This is a genomic window from Streptomyces sp. NPDC016640 (genome assembly GCF_043076215.1).
GTDB lineage: Bacteria > Actinomycetota > Actinomycetes > Streptomycetales > Streptomycetaceae > Streptomyces.
Map to the genome: position 1 here is coordinate 40,017 of NZ_JBIBRG010000013.1, position 17,245 is coordinate 57,261.

The following is a 17,245-nucleotide window of genomic DNA, read 5'->3' on the forward strand; positions in this document are numbered from 1 at the left end:
TGCGAGTGAACGTCATGAGGGAGAGGAGCGTTCCTGTCGCCCCTCGAGCCTTTCGGCTACCACAACTGCTAGTGACATCAGACTACACGGCCCGCGCAACCCCCTGGATCCGCCCGCGAACGAGTCCCGCGGGACGGCCGGGGGAGCCGGAACGCACCGGCGTGGACGCCGCTGCCCTCGGGGACCGGTGCCGGGTCCGTACCGCACCGCCGCGGGGCGGTCGGCGGACCGGGGCCGACGAGGTACGGTCCGCCGACGGAGCGCGCGGCCTCGGCGCGGGTGCGGAGGGCCGGGCGGACGCCCGCGCGGGCACGGCCGGCCGTGCCCCGTTCCGCCGGCCCGGAGCGGGGGCCGGACGCGGCGCGCGACTCCGGCTCCGGCTCCGGCTCCGGCTCCGTGGGGATGCCCGTGCCGACGCCGGGGAACCGGCCGGCGCCCTGCCCGGCGAGCCGGCCGGCGGCCCGCCGCGCGAACCGGTGGTTGCGCCGGGCCGCCGCCGGGGAACCAGGCGTGGACGCGGACCGGGTGCGCCCTGCCGGTGTCGGTCCGCGGCCGGCCGGGGGTGCGCCGGCCGGCATGGCGGACTTCGTCCCGGAGTTGTCCGGCGGTGCCCGACGGTCATCCGGTCTCGCGCCGACCGATGCGCACAGGGCCGGAGTTCACCCGTCAGACGGAGCCCGGCGGCGGTGCCGTGCTGTCGCGCCGCACCAGTCGCGCCGGGACCAGGGTGGTGCCCCGCTCCGGGCCGGCCTGGCGCATCTTGCGCAGCACCGCCCGGACGCAGAGGCGTCCCACCTCGGCGAAGTCCTGGTGGACGGTGGTCAGCGGGGGCAGGAAGGAGGACGCCTCGGGGATGTCGTCGAAGCCGATCACGCTGACGTCCTCCGGTACCCGCCGGCCACGTTCGTGCAGGGCGCGCAGCAGGCCCAGCGCCATCTGGTCGTTGGCGGCGAAGACGGCGGTGCAGTCGTCGTGGGCTGCCAGTTCGAGGCCTGCCCGGTAACCCGAATCCGCCGACCAGTCGCCCCGGACGAGGGGCGGCGGCACCCGTCCGGCCTCGGTGAGGGCGGCGCGCCAGGCGTCCGTGCGGCGCTGGGCGGCGAAGGAGCCCTCGGGGCCGCCCAGGTGCCACACGGTGCGGTGGCCGAGGTCGAGCAGGTGCCGCACGGCGGCGCGGGTGCCGCCGGCCTGGTCGGTGTCGACGACCGTGTAGTGCTCGCCGGCGTCGGAGTCGACCACCACGACCTGGACGTGCGGGGGCAGTTGGACGGTCGCCGCGTCCAGGAGGTGGACCTCCATGATGACGATGACGGCGTCGACGGCGAGTTCCTCCAGCCGGGAGAACGCGCCGCGCACCTCGTCCTGGGTGGGCACGGCGACCGGCAGCAGGGTGACCGCGTACCCCTCGCTCGCGGCGGAGGTGGCGATCGCCTCCAGGGTCCGCACGTTGCCGGTGGTGGACAGGGTGAAGGTGATGACGCCGATGGTGCGGAACTCGCCGCGTTTGAGGGCGCGGGCCGCGCTGTTGGGCCGGTAGCCGAGTTCCTTCATCGCGGCCAGCACCTGGCGGCGGGTCTCCTCGGTCACCCCGGCATAGCCGTTGGACACACGGGAGACGGTCTGCGAGGAGACCCCCGCGAGCCGCGCCACGTCCGCCATGGAGGCGGTGGCGCGGGCACGGGCGCGCCGCCCGGCCGGAGCGCCGTCCGTCACCGCCCGGTCGGTCCCGGCCAGCTCGGTGGCGGGGCCGGCCGGCGGCGCCGGCGCCCCCTCGACCGTGTCCACTCGACGTCAGCCGCCTTCCTGTGGTTACTCGTGTCACGGCTCCCCGGGAGGACCCTTGACCGTCGTCGTCGGGGCGGTGTAGACATTCCGCCATCGGATGTTTACGTAAACATAACAGCTCCGCCCCTCTTTGTGATGGCTGATGTTTGCGTAAACATCTCGTGCGGGGCATGGCACCCGGCTCCGGGCCGGGGCAGCCGCCGGTTCCGGAATGGTGACGAGCGAGGAACGACATGACGACGCTGCAACCGCCGGCGGCCGCCGAGCCGCGGCCGGCCCCGCCCCCGCCGGGACGGGACCGCCGCTCCTGGACCGGGTGGGGGTTCATCGGTCCCTTCGTGGCCGTGTTCGCCCTGGTGTTCCTGGCACCGATCGCGTACTCGGTGTATCTGAGCCTCTTCCGTGACCAGCTCATCGGCGGGACCGCCTTCGTCGGCTTCGACAACTACCGGCAGGCGCTGGGGGACGACCGGTTCTGGGCCGCCCTCGGCCGGGTCTCGCTCTTCCTGTGCGTCCAGGTGCCGATCATGCTCGGCATCGCCCTGCTGGTGGCCCTGGCGCTGGACAGCGGCCGGCTGTACGGCAAGAACTTCTTCCGTGTCTCGGTCTTCCTGCCGTACGCGGTGCCGGCCGTCGTCGCCACGCTCATGTGGAGCTACATGTACGGCACCCGCTTCGGCCTCGTCGGCGACGTCAACGACGCCTTCGGCGTCTCGCTGCCCGACCCGCTCTCCCCCGGCCTGGTGCTGGCCTCGATCGGCAACATCGTCACCTGGGAGTTCGTCGGCTACAACATGCTGATCTTCTACTCGGCGCTGCGCGTCGTCCCGAACTCCCTCTACGAGGCGGCCGAGATCGACGGCGCCGGCCAGATCCGCGTGATCACCGCCATCAAACTGCCCGCGATCCGGGGCGCGCTCGTCATCGCGACGATCTTCTCCGTCATCGGCAGCTTCCAGCTGTTCAACGAGCCCAGCGTCATGCAGAAGCTGGCGCCGAACGCCCTCACCACCGACTACACCCCGAACTTCTACACGTACTCGCTGTCCTTCTCCGGCCAGCAGCACAACTACTCCGCGACGGTCGCCATCGTCATGGGGCTGATCACCATGGTCATCGCCTATGTCGTCCAGCTGCGCGGCATGCGCAAGGGAATGTGAGGCAGCGATGACCGGTACCGTCACCCCCGCCCCCGGCTCCGCGGCCCCGCCGTCATCCTCGTCCGGTTCCGCCGTCCGGCTGCGCACGCCCCGGCGCCGGCACTCCCCCGGGCGGCCGCGCCGCAGTGTCCTGCTGACCGTGCTCACCGGCCTGGTGCTGCTCTACAGCCTCGTACCGCTGGTGTGGCTGGCCGTCAGCGCCACCAAGACCCAGGAGGGGCTGTCCCGGTCGTTCGGCCTGTGGTTCGACGGCGACTTCGCCCTCTGGGACAACGTCGCCGAGACGTTCACCTACGACGACGGCGTCTTCACCCGCTGGCTGCTCAACACCCTGCTGTACGTGGTGGTGGGCGCGGGCGGTGCCACCTTCCTCGCGGTGCTGGGCGGTTACGCGCTCGCCAAGTTCGACTTCCCCGGACGCCGGGCGGTCTTCGCGGTCGTCATCGGCGCGGTGGCCGTGCCGGGGACCGCGCTGGCGGTGCCGACCTTCCTGATGTTCAGCAACATGGGCCTGACCAACACCCCCTGGGCGGTGATCATCCCCTCGCTGATCTCCCCGTTCGGCCTGTATCTGATGTGGGTGTTCGCCAGTGAGGCCATTCCGACCGAGCTGATGGAAGCGGCCAGGATCGACGGCGCCGGCGAGGTGCGCACCTTCTTCCAGGTCGCCCTGCCGCTGCTGGCACCGGGCATCGTCACCGTCTCGCTGTTCACCATGGTCGCGACCTGGAACAACTACTTCCTGCCGCTGATCATGATCAAGGATCCCGACTGGTATCCGCTCACCCTGGGCCTGAACAGCTGGAACGCCCAGGCCGAGACCGCCGGTGGCCAGCCCGTCTTCCATCTGGTCGTCACCGGCTCACTGATCACCATCGTCCCGCTGATCGCCGCGTTCCTGCTGCTGCAGAAGTACTGGCAGTCCGGACTCGCCGCCGGAAGCGTCAAGGAATAGCGCCACTGCCCGTTGTCCGCCGCCGCGCGGCTCGTCCGCCCCGCCCGGACGGGCGGCGTCCGCGCGGTGGCTGTCCCTGCCCCTCCCCTCCCCTCCCATCGGTCACGGTTTCGGCCACGAAGAAGTGGAAGCACGACCATGCACAAGCACTCCCGCCGCCTGCTGCGCGGCATCGGCCTCGTCTGCGCCCTCGCCCTGGGCGCCACCGCCTGCGGCGGATCCGGCGACGAGGGGTCCGGCCCGAAGACGGTCTCCGGCCCGGACGTCCGGGCCGCACTGGAGAAGGGCGGCACGGTCACCGTCTGGGCGTGGGAACCCACGCTGAAGCAGGTGGCCGCCGACTTCGAGAAGGAACACCCGAACGTCGAGGTGAACCTCGTCAACGCGGGCACCGGCAACGACCAGTACAAGGCGCTGCAGAACGCCATGTCCGCGAAGAAGGGGGTCCCGGACGTCGCCCAGGTCGAGTACTACGCCATGGGCCAGTACGCGCTGACGAAGCAGCTCACCGACCTCAAGGGCTTCGGCGCCGACAAGCTCGCCGGCCGGTACTCCCCCGGCCCCTGGAACGGCGTGAAGGCCGGCGGCGAGGGCATCTACGGCCTGCCCATGGACTCCGGCCCGATGGCGCTGTTCTACAACAAGGCGGTCTTCGACAAGCACGAGATCAAGGTGCCCACCACGTGGGACGAGTACGTGGACGCGGGCCGTGCCCTGAAGAAGGCGGACCCGAAGGCGTACATCACCAACGACGCCGGCGACGCGGGCTTCACGACCAGCCTCCTGTGGCAGGCCGGTTCACGCCCGTACGAGGTCGACGGCACCAAGGTGGGGATCGACTTCTCGGACGAGGGCGCCAAGTCCTACACCACCACCTGGCAGAAGCTCCTCGACGAGAAGCTGGTCGCGCCCGTCACCAGCTGGTCCGACGACTGGTACAGGGGTCTCGGCGACGGCACCATCGCCACCCTGGCCATCGGCGCCTGGATGCCCGCCAACCTCGCCTCCGGCGTGAAGGACGCCGCCGGTGACTGGCGCGTCGCCCCGCTGCCGCAGTGGCAGGCGGGCGGCAGGGCGAGCGCGGAGAACGGCGGCAGCGCCCTCACCCTGCCCGAGCTCGGCGGCAACGAGGCGCTCGCCTACGCCTTCGTCGAGTACGCCAACTCCGGCAAGGGCGTGGACACGCGCGTGGAGGGCGGCGCCTTCCCGGCCACCACCGCGCAGCTGAACTCCCAGGCGTTCCAGAACACCGAGTTCCCGTACTTCGGCGGACAGCAGGCCAACAAGATCTTCGCCGAGTCCGCCGCGAACGTCGCCGACGACTGGTCGTACCTGCCGTACCAGGTGTACGCCAACTCGATCTTCAACGACACCGTCGGCAAGGCCTACGTCTCGGGCACCACGCTGACCGAGGGCCTGAAGACCTGGCAGGACGCCTCCGTCGAGTACGGCAACGAGCAGGGCTTCACCGTCGAGAAGTAGCCGTCGAGAAGCAGCACGCCGGGCGGCGCGCACACCCCGCGCCGCCCGGCGGCCCCCACACCGGAAGGACCGCCATGATCTCCACCCTCCTGTCCCGCGCCGGCGGGGCGGACGGTGATCCCGCCCCCCGTCTCGTCTACGGCGCCGACTACAACCCCGAGCAGTGGCCCCGCTCCGTGTGGGAGGAGGACGTCCGGCTGATGCGCGAGGCCGGCGTGAACCTCGTGTCCGTGGGGATCTTCTCCTGGGCCCGTATCCAGCCGGCCGAGGACACCTGGGAATTCGGCTGGCTCGACGAGGTCCTGGACCTGCTGCACGAGGGCGGCGTCGGAGTCGACCTGGCCACCGCCACCGCCTCCCCGCCGCCGTGGCTCACCACGGCCCACCCGGAGATCCTCCCCGTCACGGCCACCGGCGAGACGCTGTGGCCGGGGGCGCGCCAGCACTGGCGTCCCACCTCGCCGGTCTTCCGCCGGTACGCCCTGCGCCTGGTGCGGGAGCTGGCCACCCGCTACGCCGGCCACCCCGCGCTGGTCGCCTGGCACGTCAACAACGAGCTGGGCTGCCACAACGTCTACGACTACTCCGACGACGCGGCCCGCGCCTTCCGGGACTGGCTGCGCGCCCGCTACACCACGGTGGACGCGCTCAACAGCGCCTGGGGCACGGCCTTCTGGTCCCAGCGGTACACCGACTGGGACCAGATCCTGCCGCCCCGCCTGGCCGCCTCCCATCCCAACCCCACCCAGCAGCTGGACTTCAAGCGGTTCTCCTCGGACGCGCTCAGGGACCATCTGCGCGCCGAGCGGGAGATCCTGCGGGAGATCACGCCGGGCGTCCCGGTCACCACCAACTTCATGGTGATGGGCGGCACGAAGGGCATGAACTACCCCGACTGGGCCGACGAGATCGACTTCGTCTCCAACGACCACTACGTGCACCCCGGCCCGCACGACCGCGACGAGCTGTCCTTCTCCGCCAACCTCACCAGCGGCATCTCCGGCGGGCGCCCCTGGTTCCTGATGGAGCACTCCACCAGCGCCGTCAACTGGCAGCCCGTCAACGTGCCCAAGCGCCCCGGTGACCTGGCCCGCGACTCGCTGCTGCACGTCGCGCACGGAGCGGACGCGGTCTGCTTCTTCCAGTGGCGGCAGTCGGCGGCGGGCGCCGAGAAGTACCACTCCGCGATGGTCCCGCACGCCGGTGCGGACAGCGACCTGTTCCGCGCCGTGGCCGAGCTCGGCGCCACCCTGAAGTCGCTCGCCCCGGTCGCCGGGACCGAGCGGGAGCCCGCGCGGATCGGCATCCTCTACGACTGGGAGTCGTGGTGGGCGAGCGAGCAGGACTCGCACCCCACCTCCCTGCTCGACTACCGGCAGGAGGCGCTCGACTGGTACGCGGCCCTCCTGGCCCTCGGCATCCGCGCCGACCTCGTCACCACCCGGGCCGATCTGCACCGCCACCAGGTGCTGGTCGCGCCCGTGCTGCACCTGGTCCCCGCCGGCCTGGCCAAGACGCTCACCCGGTACGCCGAACAGGGCGGCCACCTCATCACCACGTACTTCTCCGGTGTCGTCGACGAGCACGACCACGTCTGGCTCGGCGGCTACCCGGGCGCCCTGCGGGACCTGCTCGGGATCCGCATCGAGGAGTTCGGCCCGCTGCTCCCCGGCGTCGGCGTCGAACTCGACGACGCCACGACCGGCACGCTGTGGACCGACCGGATCACCGTGACCGCCGCCGACACCGAGGTCGTGGCCCGCTACCGCACCGGCCTCCAGGCCGGCCGGCCCGCGGTCACCCGGCGGCCGGCGGGCTCCGGTTCGGCCGCGTACGTCTCCACCCGGCTCGGCGTCGACGGGCTCACCTCCCTGCTGCCCAGGCTGCTGGCGGCGACCGGGGTGGAGAGCGAACTGCCCGCCGAGATCCGCGGGCTGGTCGAGCCGGCCGTGCGCCGGGGCCCCGGCGGACGGTTCCTGTTCCTGGTGAACCGGACCGACGGGACCGTTCCGGTCCGGGGCCTCGCCGGAGAGGTACTCGTCGGCACCACCGGCGCCGACGGCGCCCTCACCCTCGGGCCCCGCGCGGTCGCCGTACTGCGGCAGCCGGTCGCCTGAGACCCCTTCGGCTCCCCGGGACGGCACGCACCCGTCCCGGGGGCCGTCCCCTCCCGCCGGCGGCCAACCCGGCGGGAGGGTCCACCAGAGCGTGACCACACACCTCGATGTCGGGGGCACACCGATGGCACGCCGCACCCGCAGCAGACGGCTCCTCACCGCCGCCGGCCTCACCGCCCTGGCGACCGGGGCCGCCGAGTGGATCATGTCCACCACGGGCGACGGCACCCGGACCCTGGTCAACGCGGCCACCGGACGCCTCCTGGAGGTCGGCGGCCAGGCCACGCACGAGGGCGCCGCGGTCACCACCTGGCAGCCCAACTCCGGTGCCCATCAGCGCTGGAGGGTCACGGACGTGACGGACTGACCGGATCGCCTGCCCGCCGGTGACCGGTCCGCGTCGGCCGCCGGGTACCGCGCGCACCGGGCCGGGCCCCGCCGCCGCTCACCGGGCCCCGGCCCGATGGTCACGGCGCGGGCCCGGTCGGGCGGGTGGTCCGGGACGCGGCCGGGGTTCCCGAGCCGGAGGTGTCGACGCCGATGACCACCGGCACCCGCGGCGGGGTGCGCCGCGGGCCCGGCAGGACGGCGCCGGGCGCATCGGCGGGCGAGCCGAAAGTTAACGGATCATTGGCGCCGGGGCGGTGTGAAAGGACATCGGCACCTGGCATTGTCTTGTCATGCACCTGCGGCCCGGTGGTCGGACCGCAGCTCCATGGAGGTTTGGGATGACCCGCAGAATCGCCACCGCGCTCGCCGCCCCGGCCCTGGCCCTGGCCACGGTTCTCGCCACCGCCACGGCCGCCGACGCCGCGCCCGCCGACAAGGCCCAGGTCCTCGCCGGCTGGACGCAGACCAGCGCGTCGAGCCACAACCTCTGGGCCGCGGCCCGGGCCAACCAGTCCGCCTGGGCCGCCTACGGATTCAACTGGAGCACCGACTACTGCTCGACCTCCCCCGACAACCCGTTCGGCTTCCCCTTCTCGGCATCGTGTGCCCGGCACGACTTCGGCTACCGCAACTACAAGGCCATGGGCACCTTCGGCGCCAACAAGGCGCGCCTGGACAACGCCTTCCACGAGGACCTCAAGCGCGTCTGCGCCCGTTACAGCGGCGCGACGAAGAACGCCTGCGACAGCACCGCGTGGACGTACTACCAGGCCGTCAAGGCCTTCGGCTGATCCTCCCGCTCACCGTGCCGGCCGCCGCCGCCCGACGGACCGGCGGCGTCCGGCACGGGTCACCCACGACGCCGGCGCCGTCGTGCGCCACGGTCGCGTCCGCGGCCGGCAGCGCGTGACCACGCAGGTCCGGGGCCGTCTCCTCAGCAGGAATCGCTTGGCCGGGCTGCCCCAGCCTGATTTCCGTTACCGGGCGGTGACCTGCGACAACGCCGGAGCGTTGCCGTCGGGCCGCCGTCAGAAGGCGTACCGGACACCGAGCCAGGGCGCGTGCCGGGTGACCAGCTCGCGCAGTTCCGCGAGGGCCCGGCGCTTGACGTCGGCGCGGTAGCGGAGGTTCAGGGCACCGTTCTGGGAGCGCTTGGTCTCCTGCGTCTCGGGCTGCCACAGCACGTCCTCGCCGCGCGGGTGCCAGCGGAGGTTGACCTCGTGCAGGTCCGCGTTGTGCGTGAGCATGATGACCTCGGCCAGCGCCTGCCGCTTGACGCGCTGCGGCAGTACGTCGTCCATGTACCGCAACAGCTGCGCCCAGTCGTCCTGCCAGCCGGGGCGGACGACGACGGGTGAGAGGTTGAAGTGCACCTCGTACCCGGCGTCGAGGAAGTCCGCGGCGGCGGCGATCCGCCGGTCGACGGCGCTGGTGCGCAGGTCCAGCAGGCGCGAGTCGTCGGCCGGCATCAGCGAGAACCGGACGCGGGTGCGGCCGCGCGGGTCGAGTCCCAGCAGGTCGGGGTTGACGTACTTGGTCGCGAAGGACGCCTTGGCGGTGGGCCAGTCACGGAAGGCACGCACCAGGTCGGCCGTGTTGTCGCAGATCAGGGCGTCGACGGAGCAGTCGCCGTTCTCCCCGACGTCGTACACCCACGCCTCGGGGTCGCACTGGTTGGGCTCCCGCTTGGGCCCCTGGGCGGCGATGTGACGTCCGAGGTGGGCGATGATGCGGTCGATGTTGGTGAAGACGGTGATCGGGTTGGCGAAGCCCTTGCGGCGGGGGACGTAGCAGTACACGCAGGACAGGGCGCAGCCGTTGGACGGGCCGGGGGCGATCCAGTCGGCGGAGCGGCCGTTGGGGCGCGTGGTGAGGGTCTTCTTCACGCCGAGCACCAGGGTCTCGCGTTTGATCCGCATCCAGCGGTCGGCGCTGCCCTCGTTGCCGTGCAGCTCGGGGACGCGCCAGTGGGAGTCCACCTCGATCAGCCGGGCCTCGGGGAAGCGGGCGATGATCTGCCGGCCGCGGGGGGACGCGGCGGCGGCGGGCTCGGCGTGGATCTCCCGGATCGCGAGGAGGCGGCGCGCCTGCGCGGAGTCCCGGAAGGCGCCGCCGGACGGGGCCGGCTCGGGCCGGGGACCCCGCGCCATCGCGTCGAGGCCGAAGAGCGGTTCCTGGGAACCGTGGGGCGGGGAGGGGTGGGAGTGCATGTGCGCGCCGGCTTCTCGGACGGGGAGGCGGTACGGGATGCCCGCCGGCCGGCCGTGGCGGAGCCGGCGGGGCACGCCCGTCCCTCCCACTGTACGACGGTGAGGCGATGCCCCGCGGTCCCGCCGTGCGGCGGGGCACTCCCCCCCCCCGCCGTGGAACGGCGCCGCGGGAGCGGCCCCACCGCGCCGCCGACCGGACGCGGCGCGGAGCGGCGCCGGCACTCCGCGTGGGACGCGGGGCGTCAGGACCCGGTGGCGAAGCGCTCCCAGACCCGGTGCGAGGCCAGCAGCTCGCGGACCCGCTCGAGGGCGGCGGGGCCGGAGTCGGCGATCACGATGCCGGGTGCGCCGGCGGGGACGCCGGCCGCTTCGAGGGTGGCCTCGCCGCCCGCCCACGCCCCGATCGCCTTGCCGTGCCGGAACGCCTCGGACAGCAGCAGAGTGATCCGCGGGTCGGTCGCCGTCAGCTGCGCGGCGGAGGGGACGCCCTTGGCGTCGCGTGCGCCGTAGGCGTCGTCGCCGACGGCCGGCGTGCCCGCCAGCAGCACGGCGTCGAACTCGACGGACCGCGCGGTGACGTAGCTGCGCTGCGCCGTCAGCGCGCTCCGGCCGGTGCCGAGCGTGCCTCCGGTCGGCGCCACGACCAGGGGGATCATGCCCCCTTCGAGCACCGCGTCGCGTACCGCGTGGACACCGTCGAGGTCGCCGTCCGGGGCGGCGACGATGCCGATGACGCGGCCGTCCACCGGCCAGGTCCCCCCGATCTGCGAGAGGGCCGGGCTCGGCCGGACGTCGGCGAGCGGCACGGTGGGCTCCGGAGCGGGCAGGCCCAGGCCCGCGGCGACACCGGCGCACAGCTCGGGATCGATGTTGGCCAGGACCTGAAGCGTCCGTTCCCTGATGGCCTGTTCGTAGCACTTGGCCAGTTCGAAGGTGTAGGCGCCGATGATGTGCTCCCGCTCCACGGGGCTCATGCTCAGCCAGAACCGGCGGGGCTGGCTGAAGTGGTCCGCGAACGACTCCGGTGCCTCGCGCACCTTCGACGCCTCCGGGATGCGCACCGGCGCCTCGACGAACGCGCCCGCGTCCGCGCCCGCGGTGAACGGGCAGCCGCCGTCGAGGGAGTTGGGCCGGTACGGCGCCACGCCCCGGTGCACGGCCGTCTGGTGCATGCCGTCGCGCAGCATGTCGTTGACCGGCGCCTGCGGCCGGTTGATGGGCAGTTGCGGGAAGTTGGGGCCGCCCAGGCGCGTGATCTGCGTGTCGAGGTACGAGAACAGCCGCCCCGCGAGCAGCGGGTCGTCGGTGACGTCGATACCGGGCACGAGGTGGCCGACGTGGAAGGCGACCTGCTCGGTCTCGGCGAAGAAGTTGGACGGGTTCCGGTTCAGGGTCAGCAGCCCGACCGGCTGCACCGGGGCGAGTTCCTCGGGGACGATGTTGGTCGGGTCCAGCAGGTCGATGCCCTCGAAGGTCTGCTCCGGGGTGTCGGGGAAGATCTGGATGCCCAGCTCCCACTGCGGGTACGCGCCCGCCTCGATCGCGTCGGCCAGGTCCCGGCGGTGGAAGTCGGGGTCGACGCCGTTGATGAGCTGTGCCTCGTCCCACACCAGGGAGTGCACGCCCAGCTTCGGCTTCCAGTGGAACTTCACCAGCGTCGTGGCGCCCTCGGCGTTCACCAGCCGGAAGGTGTGGACGCCGAAGCCCTCCATCATCCGGTAGGAGCGCGGGATGCCGCGGTCACCCATGAAGAAGAGGGTGTGGTGGGTCGCCTCGGTGTGCAGCGAGACGAAGTCCCAGAAGGTGTCGTGCGCGCTCTGCGCCTGCGGGATCTCCCGGTCGGGATGCGGCTTCGCGGCGTGGACGACGTCCGGGAACTTGATGGCGTCCTGGATGAAGAAGACGGGGATGTTGTTGCCGACCAGGTCGAAGACGCCCTCGCTGGTGTAGAACTTCGTCGCGAACCCGCGGGTGTCGCGGACGGTGTCCGCGGATCCCCGCGAACCGACCACCGTGGAGAAGCGCACGAACACCGGTGTCTCGACGTCCGCGGCGAGGAATCCCGCCTTGGTCACCGGGGCGGCCGTGCCATAGCTCCGGAAGACCCCGTGCGCGCCCGCGCCGCGGGCGTGGACCACGCGCTCCGGGATGCGCTCGTGGTCGAAGTGCATGATCTTCTCGCGCAGGTGGTGGTCCTGGAGCAGCACGGGGCCGCGCGGGCCCGCCTTCAGCGAGTGGTCGGTGTCGTACAGCCGCGTGCCCTGCGCGTTCGTCAGCCGGCTCCCGGACTGGGCCACCCGGGCCTGGTCGGCCCCGGTGGGCCGGCCGGTGGGCGACACGGTGTCCGGGCCGCTCTGGTCCGGCTTCGGCGGCAGCGGCTCGCGGGGCTCGGTCGGCTCGGCCACGCCCGGCGACTCGGAGGCCGGCCTGCCGGGGATCCCGTCCGCCGGCGAGGAGCCGGCTTCCCGCAGGTTGTCGGTGATCTTCTTCGCTGCCCGCTTGACGGGATGGGCCTCGCTCATGGGGTGACACTCCTCCGCTTCGGGCCGGGCCGCGGACGGCGGCCCGGGTGTTCGGTTGCCGACTGCGGGCGGCCCGACAGGGCGTACGGCATGAAAAGGGCATCGGTTCGCGTCGGCATCTCACGGGGCGGCCACCGCCGCAGCGGCGCCCGCCCCGCCGGGGTGGACCGCCGGCCCCGCAGCACCCGCGCCCCGCACACCCCTGTCCGCCCTCCCTCGCCGGATCCGGCCGCCACGCCCGCCTACCCCGGGGCCGGGAGTCAAGGCATGAAGTTTTGGACCGCCGCGACCGGCCGGACGGGAGCCGGTTCACCAATTCCCGTCCAGGGGCTTGCCCGGGCAATGTCTCACCACTTAAATCAAAGCCTGAACTAAGCGGCCGTGCGGTCGTGTTCGTCCTCCGGCATGCCCTCACCCACGAAGAGCCGGGCGCTCGCGCCACCCGCCGCCCGGACGGCACGGCCCGCGCGCACGCGGGCTCGCCCGCATCCCCGACACCGCACCAGCGGAAGGCTGACGCATGAGACATCCGAAGCAATCGAGCCGTCTGAGACGCGGAGCCCTCGGAGCGGCGCTGGTCGCCACGGCGGCGCTCGTCACCCTGCCCGCCGCACAGACCCCGGCCGCGGCCGCCGAGGCCCTGCTGTCCCAGGGCAGGACGGCCACCGCCTCCTCGACCGAGAACGCCGGAACGCCCGCGAGCGGGGCCGTGGACGGCGACACGGGCACCCGGTGGTCGTCGGCCGCGAGCGACGACCAGTGGCTGCAGGTCGACCTCGGCACCGTGGCGTCCGTCTCCCGGGTCGTCCTGAACTGGGAGGCCGCCCACGGCAAGGACTACAGGATCCAGCTCTCGCAGGACGGCAGCGGCTGGGCCGACGCCGGGACCGTGACCGGGAGCGACGGCGGCACCGACACCGTGAACGTGTCGGGACAGGCCCGCTACGTCCGGATGCAGGGCCTGGACCGGGCCACCGCCTGGGGCTACTCCCTGTGGGAGTTCCAGGTCTTCGGCACCGGCGGCGCCGCCCCGCCCGCCGCCTGCTCGGCCGCCGACGCGGCCCGGGGCAAGCCCGCCGCCGCCTCCTCCACGGAGAACGCGGGCACCCCCGCCTCGGCCGCCTTCGACGGTGACGCCGGCACCCGCTGGTCGAGCCAGGCCTCGGACCCGCAGTGGGTGCGGGTCGACCTGGGCCGGGTGCAGGACCTGTGCAAGGTCGACCTGAACTGGGAGGCCGCCTACGCCAAGGACTTCCGGATCGAGGCCTCCGCCGACGGCCTGAACTGGAGCACGCTCACGTCCGTGACCGGCGCCACCGGCGGCCGGGCCTCCTACGAGGTGAGCGGCTCGGGCCGGTACGTCCGCGTCCTCGGCACGGCCCGCGCCACCGGGTACGGCTACTCCCTGTGGGAGGTCGCCGTGCACACCGCCTCGGACGGCACCGGTCCGATCGAGGGCGGCGGCGACCTGGGACCCAACGTCATCGTCGTGGACCCGTCGACGCCGGGTCTGCAGCAGAAGTTCGACCAGGTCTTCGCCCAGCAGGAGGAGAGCCAGTTCGGCAGCGGGCGCTACCAGTTCCTGCTGAAGCCGGGCACGTACGACAACATCAACGCCCAACTCGGCTTCTACACCTCGGTCTCCGGGCTCGGCCTCAACCCCGACGACGTCCAGATCAACGGTGACATCACCGTGGACGCCGGCTGGTTCAACGGCAACGCCACGCAGAACTTCTGGCGTTCGGCGGAGAACCTCGCCATCAACCCGGTCAACGGCACCAACCGGTGGGCGGTCGCCCAGGCCGCCCCGTTCCGCCGGATCCACGTCAAGGGCGGTCTCAACCTCGCCCCGAACGGCTACGGCTGGGCCTCCGGCGGCTACATCGCCGACTCGAAGATCGACGGCACCGTCGGCCCGTACTCCCAGCAGCAGTGGTACACCCGGGACAGCAGCGTCGGCGGCTGGACCAACGGCGTGTGGAACATGACGTTCACCGGCGTCCAGGGCGCTCCGGCGACCAACTTCGACACCGGCCCGTACACCACGTTCGACACCACCCCGATCTCCCGCGAGAAGCCGTTCCTCTACCTGGACGGCAACGAGTACAAGGTGTTCGTGCCCGCCAAGCGCACCGGCTCCCGCGGTGTGTCCTGGCCCGCCAACGCGGGCGGCACGTCCCTTCCGCTCGACCGGTTCTACGTGGTCAAGCCGGGCGCCACGGCGGCGACCATCAACGCCGCGCTCGACCAGGGCCTCAACCTGCTGTTCACGCCGGGTGTCTACCACATCGACCGGACCATCGAGGTCGACCGGGCCAACACCGTGGTGCTCGGTCTCGGGCTGGCGACGATCATCCCGGACGGCGGCGTCGACGCCATGCACGTGGCGGACGTGGACGGCGTCCGGCTCGCCGGCTTCCTGATCGACGCCGGACCGCAGAACTCGGACACGCTGCTGCGGATCGGCCCCGACGGCGCCTCCGCCGACCACTCGGCCAACCCCACCACGATGCAGGACGTCTTCGTCCGCATCGGCGGAGCGGGTCCCGGCCGCGCCACCGACTCGGTCGTGGTCAACAGCGACGACGTGCTGATCGACCACACCTGGATCTGGCGCGCCGACCACGGCGAGGGCGTCGGCTGGGAGACCAACCGCGCCGACTACGGCCTGCGCGTCAACGGCGACGACGTCCTCACCACGGGCCTGTTCGTCGAGCACTTCAACAAGTACGACGTCGTCTGGAACGGAGAGCGCGGCCGTACGATCTTCTTCCAGAACGAGAAGGCCTACGACGCCCCCGACGAGGCCGCCATCACCCATGACGGCATCGTCGGATACGCGGCCTACAAGGTCGCCGACTCGGTGAACGAGCACGAGGCCTGGGCGCTCGGCAGTTACTGCAACTACACCTCCGACGACACCATCGTGCAGCACCACGGATTCCAGGTGCCGGTGAAACCCGGCATCAGGATGCGGCACCTGCAGGTGGTCTCGCTCGGCGGCAAGGGGCAGTACCGCCACGTCATCAATGACACGGGCGCGCCCACGTCGGGCACGGACACCGTCCCGTCCAAGGTCACCCGGTTCCCCTGAGGGTGACGCCCCGCGCCGGACTCAGAACAACTGCCCCTGTTCGGCGGGGGCGGTCCGGCGCGGGGCACGGCGGGAGTCGGTGCGCCGCGCCGGGGTCGCCTCCCCGAACAGCGGCGCCGTGCCGCACTCGTCCGGCTCGGCCGGCACCACGACGGGGCCGGTCCCCACATTGAGGCACAGCGGAGCGTCTCGGTCGAAATCCCCGGGCGTCATGTCCGTCCAGTCGCGCTCCCGACGCTCACTCACCGACGCTCCGCTCCCCGTTCACGCGGCCAGGCTATCGGTCGTCCGGTGCCCGGCGGTCGGCCCGGCGCACGGCACCGGCCGACGAAGAGACGTACGTCACACTCGCATTCCTGTCACACCTCGCGGATCCGGTCCGTCAGTGCGGTGTCACCACACAGTCGGCAAGGAGATCCTCATGAACGCGCGTGTCAACTTCTTCGGCAACCCCCTCGCGGCCAAGGTGCTGAAGCACATCAACTCGGCGGGCAGGGCGGTGACGGACTCCCCGCTGCCGTCCGTCACCCAGGAGCTGGTGAAGATCCGCGCCAGCCAGATCAACGGCTGCGGCGCCTGCACCGACATGCACACCAAGGACGCCGCCGCCGCCGGGGAGACCTCGGTCCGCCTGAACCTGGTGGCCGTCTGGCGGGAGGCCACGGTCTTCACCGAGGCCGAGCGCGCCGCGCTGGAGCTGACGGAGCAGGGCACCCGGATCACCGACGCGGCCGGCGGAGTGAGCGACGGGGCCTGGGCCGCCGCCGCCGAGCACTACGACGAGGACCAGCTCGTCGCCCTGATCTCCCTCATCGCCGTCATCAACGCCTACAACCGCATCAACGTCATCAACCAGCAGCCGGCCGGCGACTACCGGCCGGGGCAGTTCGGCTGACCGGCGCTCCGCCCCCGCTCCGCACGGGGGCGGAGCGGGAGCGGAGCCGCTCAGACCTCCGCGCGCTTCGGCAGACGCCAGTCGGGGCGTACGAAGTGGCAGGTGTAGCCGTCCGGGTAGCGCTGGAGGTAGTCCTGGTGCTCCGGTTCGGCCTCCCAGAAGGGGCCCGCCGGCGCGACCTCGGTCACCACGGGACCCGGCCACAGCCCCGACGCGTCGACGTCGGCGATCGTGTCCTCGGCGACGCGCTTCTGTTCGTCGTCGAGGTAGAAGACGGCGGAGCGGTAGCTCAGCCCGATGTCGTTGCCCTGCCGGTCCCTCGTGGTCGGGTCGTGGATCTGGAAGAAGTACTCCAGGATCGTGCGGTAGTCGGTGACGGCGGGATCGTAGGTGATCTCGATCGACTCGGCATGGGTGCCGTGGTCGCGGTACGTCGCGTTCGGCACGTCACCGCCGCTGTATCCCACCCGCGTGCTCAGCACGCCCGGGAACGTGCGGATCAGCTCCTGCATGCCCCAGAAGCAGCCGCCCGCGAGCAGTGCCCTCTCCTCGGTCCTCGTCATCTCGTCGCCCTTCTCCCTCTCCCACGTGTCCTGCGGCGTCCACCGGTGAGAACCCCGTCGCGGACACCATTG

General features: G+C 72.2%; 12 protein-coding genes and 1 pseudogene. 8 read left to right on the top strand and 5 right to left on the bottom strand.

What is annotated here, in order from left to right:
- Positions 1-666: 666 nt before the first annotated feature.
- Positions 667-1,659, bottom strand: a complete 993-nt coding sequence (locus tag ACF07S_RS24730; RefSeq protein WP_391963481.1) for a LacI family DNA-binding transcriptional regulator — start codon at positions 1,657-1,659, stop codon at positions 667-669.
- A 359-nt stretch (positions 1,660-2,018) separates the two neighbouring features.
- Between ACF07S_RS24730 and ACF07S_RS24735 the strand changes: the two genes are divergently transcribed.
- From ACF07S_RS24735 to ACF07S_RS24760, 6 genes and pseudogenes are all read left to right on the top strand, one after another.
- Positions 2,019-2,945: a carbohydrate ABC transporter permease gene (locus ACF07S_RS24735; protein ID WP_391963083.1), complete on the top strand. Its 927-nt coding sequence runs from the start codon at positions 2,019-2,021 to the stop codon at positions 2,943-2,945.
- A 7-nt stretch (positions 2,946-2,952) separates the two neighbouring features.
- A complete protein-coding gene (locus ACF07S_RS24740; RefSeq protein ID WP_391963084.1) occupies positions 2,953-3,900 on the top strand; it encodes a carbohydrate ABC transporter permease in 948 nt (315 codons plus the stop codon).
- A 138-nt stretch (positions 3,901-4,038) separates the two neighbouring features.
- Complete coding sequence (locus tag ACF07S_RS24745; protein ID WP_391963085.1) at positions 4,039-5,382, top strand: ABC transporter substrate-binding protein; 1,344 nt, start codon at positions 4,039-4,041, stop codon at positions 5,380-5,382.
- Positions 5,383-5,456: 74 nt separating this feature from the next.
- On the top strand, positions 5,457-7,499 hold the full coding sequence (locus ACF07S_RS24750) for a beta-galactosidase (protein WP_391975138.1): 2,043 nt from the start codon (positions 5,457-5,459) through the stop codon (positions 7,497-7,499).
- Positions 7,500-7,689: 190 nt separating this feature from the next.
- Positions 7,690-7,866 (top strand): annotated as a pseudogene (locus tag ACF07S_RS24755) (RICIN domain-containing protein); the annotation flags it as partial.
- 361 nt (positions 7,867-8,227) lie between these two features.
- Complete coding sequence (locus ACF07S_RS24760; RefSeq protein ID WP_391963087.1) at positions 8,228-8,680, top strand: phospholipase; 453 nt, start codon at positions 8,228-8,230, stop codon at positions 8,678-8,680.
- A gap of 237 nt (positions 8,681-8,917) precedes the next feature.
- Here ACF07S_RS24760 and ACF07S_RS24765 read toward each other — a convergent pair whose 3' ends face one another.
- Positions 8,918-10,099, bottom strand: coding sequence for a spore photoproduct lyase family protein (locus ACF07S_RS24765; RefSeq protein WP_391963088.1), 1,182 nt, complete (start codon positions 10,097-10,099; stop codon positions 8,918-8,920).
- A gap of 242 nt (positions 10,100-10,341) precedes the next feature.
- Positions 10,342-12,621 carry a catalase gene (locus ACF07S_RS24770; protein WP_391963089.1) on the bottom strand — a complete coding sequence of 760 codons (2,280 nt, stop codon included), beginning with the start codon at positions 12,619-12,621 and terminating at the stop codon, positions 10,342-10,344.
- Positions 12,622-13,141: 520 nt separating this feature from the next.
- Between ACF07S_RS24770 and ACF07S_RS24775 the strand changes: the two genes are divergently transcribed.
- A complete protein-coding gene (locus ACF07S_RS24775) occupies positions 13,142-15,715 on the top strand; it encodes a discoidin domain-containing protein (protein ID WP_391975139.1) in 2,574 nt (857 codons plus the stop codon).
- Positions 15,716-15,736: 21 nt separating this feature from the next.
- On the opposite strand, the gene ACF07S_RS24780 is transcribed toward ACF07S_RS24775, so the two are convergent.
- Positions 15,737-15,961 (bottom strand): hypothetical protein, encoded by a 225-nt coding sequence (locus ACF07S_RS24780; protein WP_391963091.1) that lies wholly within the window; start codon positions 15,959-15,961, stop codon positions 15,737-15,739.
- Between the two features lie 175 nt (positions 15,962-16,136).
- On the opposite strand from ACF07S_RS24780, the gene ACF07S_RS24785 reads away from it, so the two are divergent.
- Complete coding sequence (locus ACF07S_RS24785) at positions 16,137-16,610, top strand: carboxymuconolactone decarboxylase family protein (protein WP_391963092.1); 474 nt, start codon at positions 16,137-16,139, stop codon at positions 16,608-16,610.
- A gap of 50 nt (positions 16,611-16,660) precedes the next feature.
- Here ACF07S_RS24785 and msrA read toward each other — a convergent pair whose 3' ends face one another.
- Positions 16,661-17,173 carry a peptide-methionine (S)-S-oxide reductase MsrA gene (gene msrA, locus ACF07S_RS24790; RefSeq protein WP_391975140.1) on the bottom strand — a complete coding sequence of 171 codons (513 nt, stop codon included), beginning with the start codon at positions 17,171-17,173 and terminating at the stop codon, positions 16,661-16,663.
- Positions 17,174-17,245: the final 72 nt, after the last annotated feature.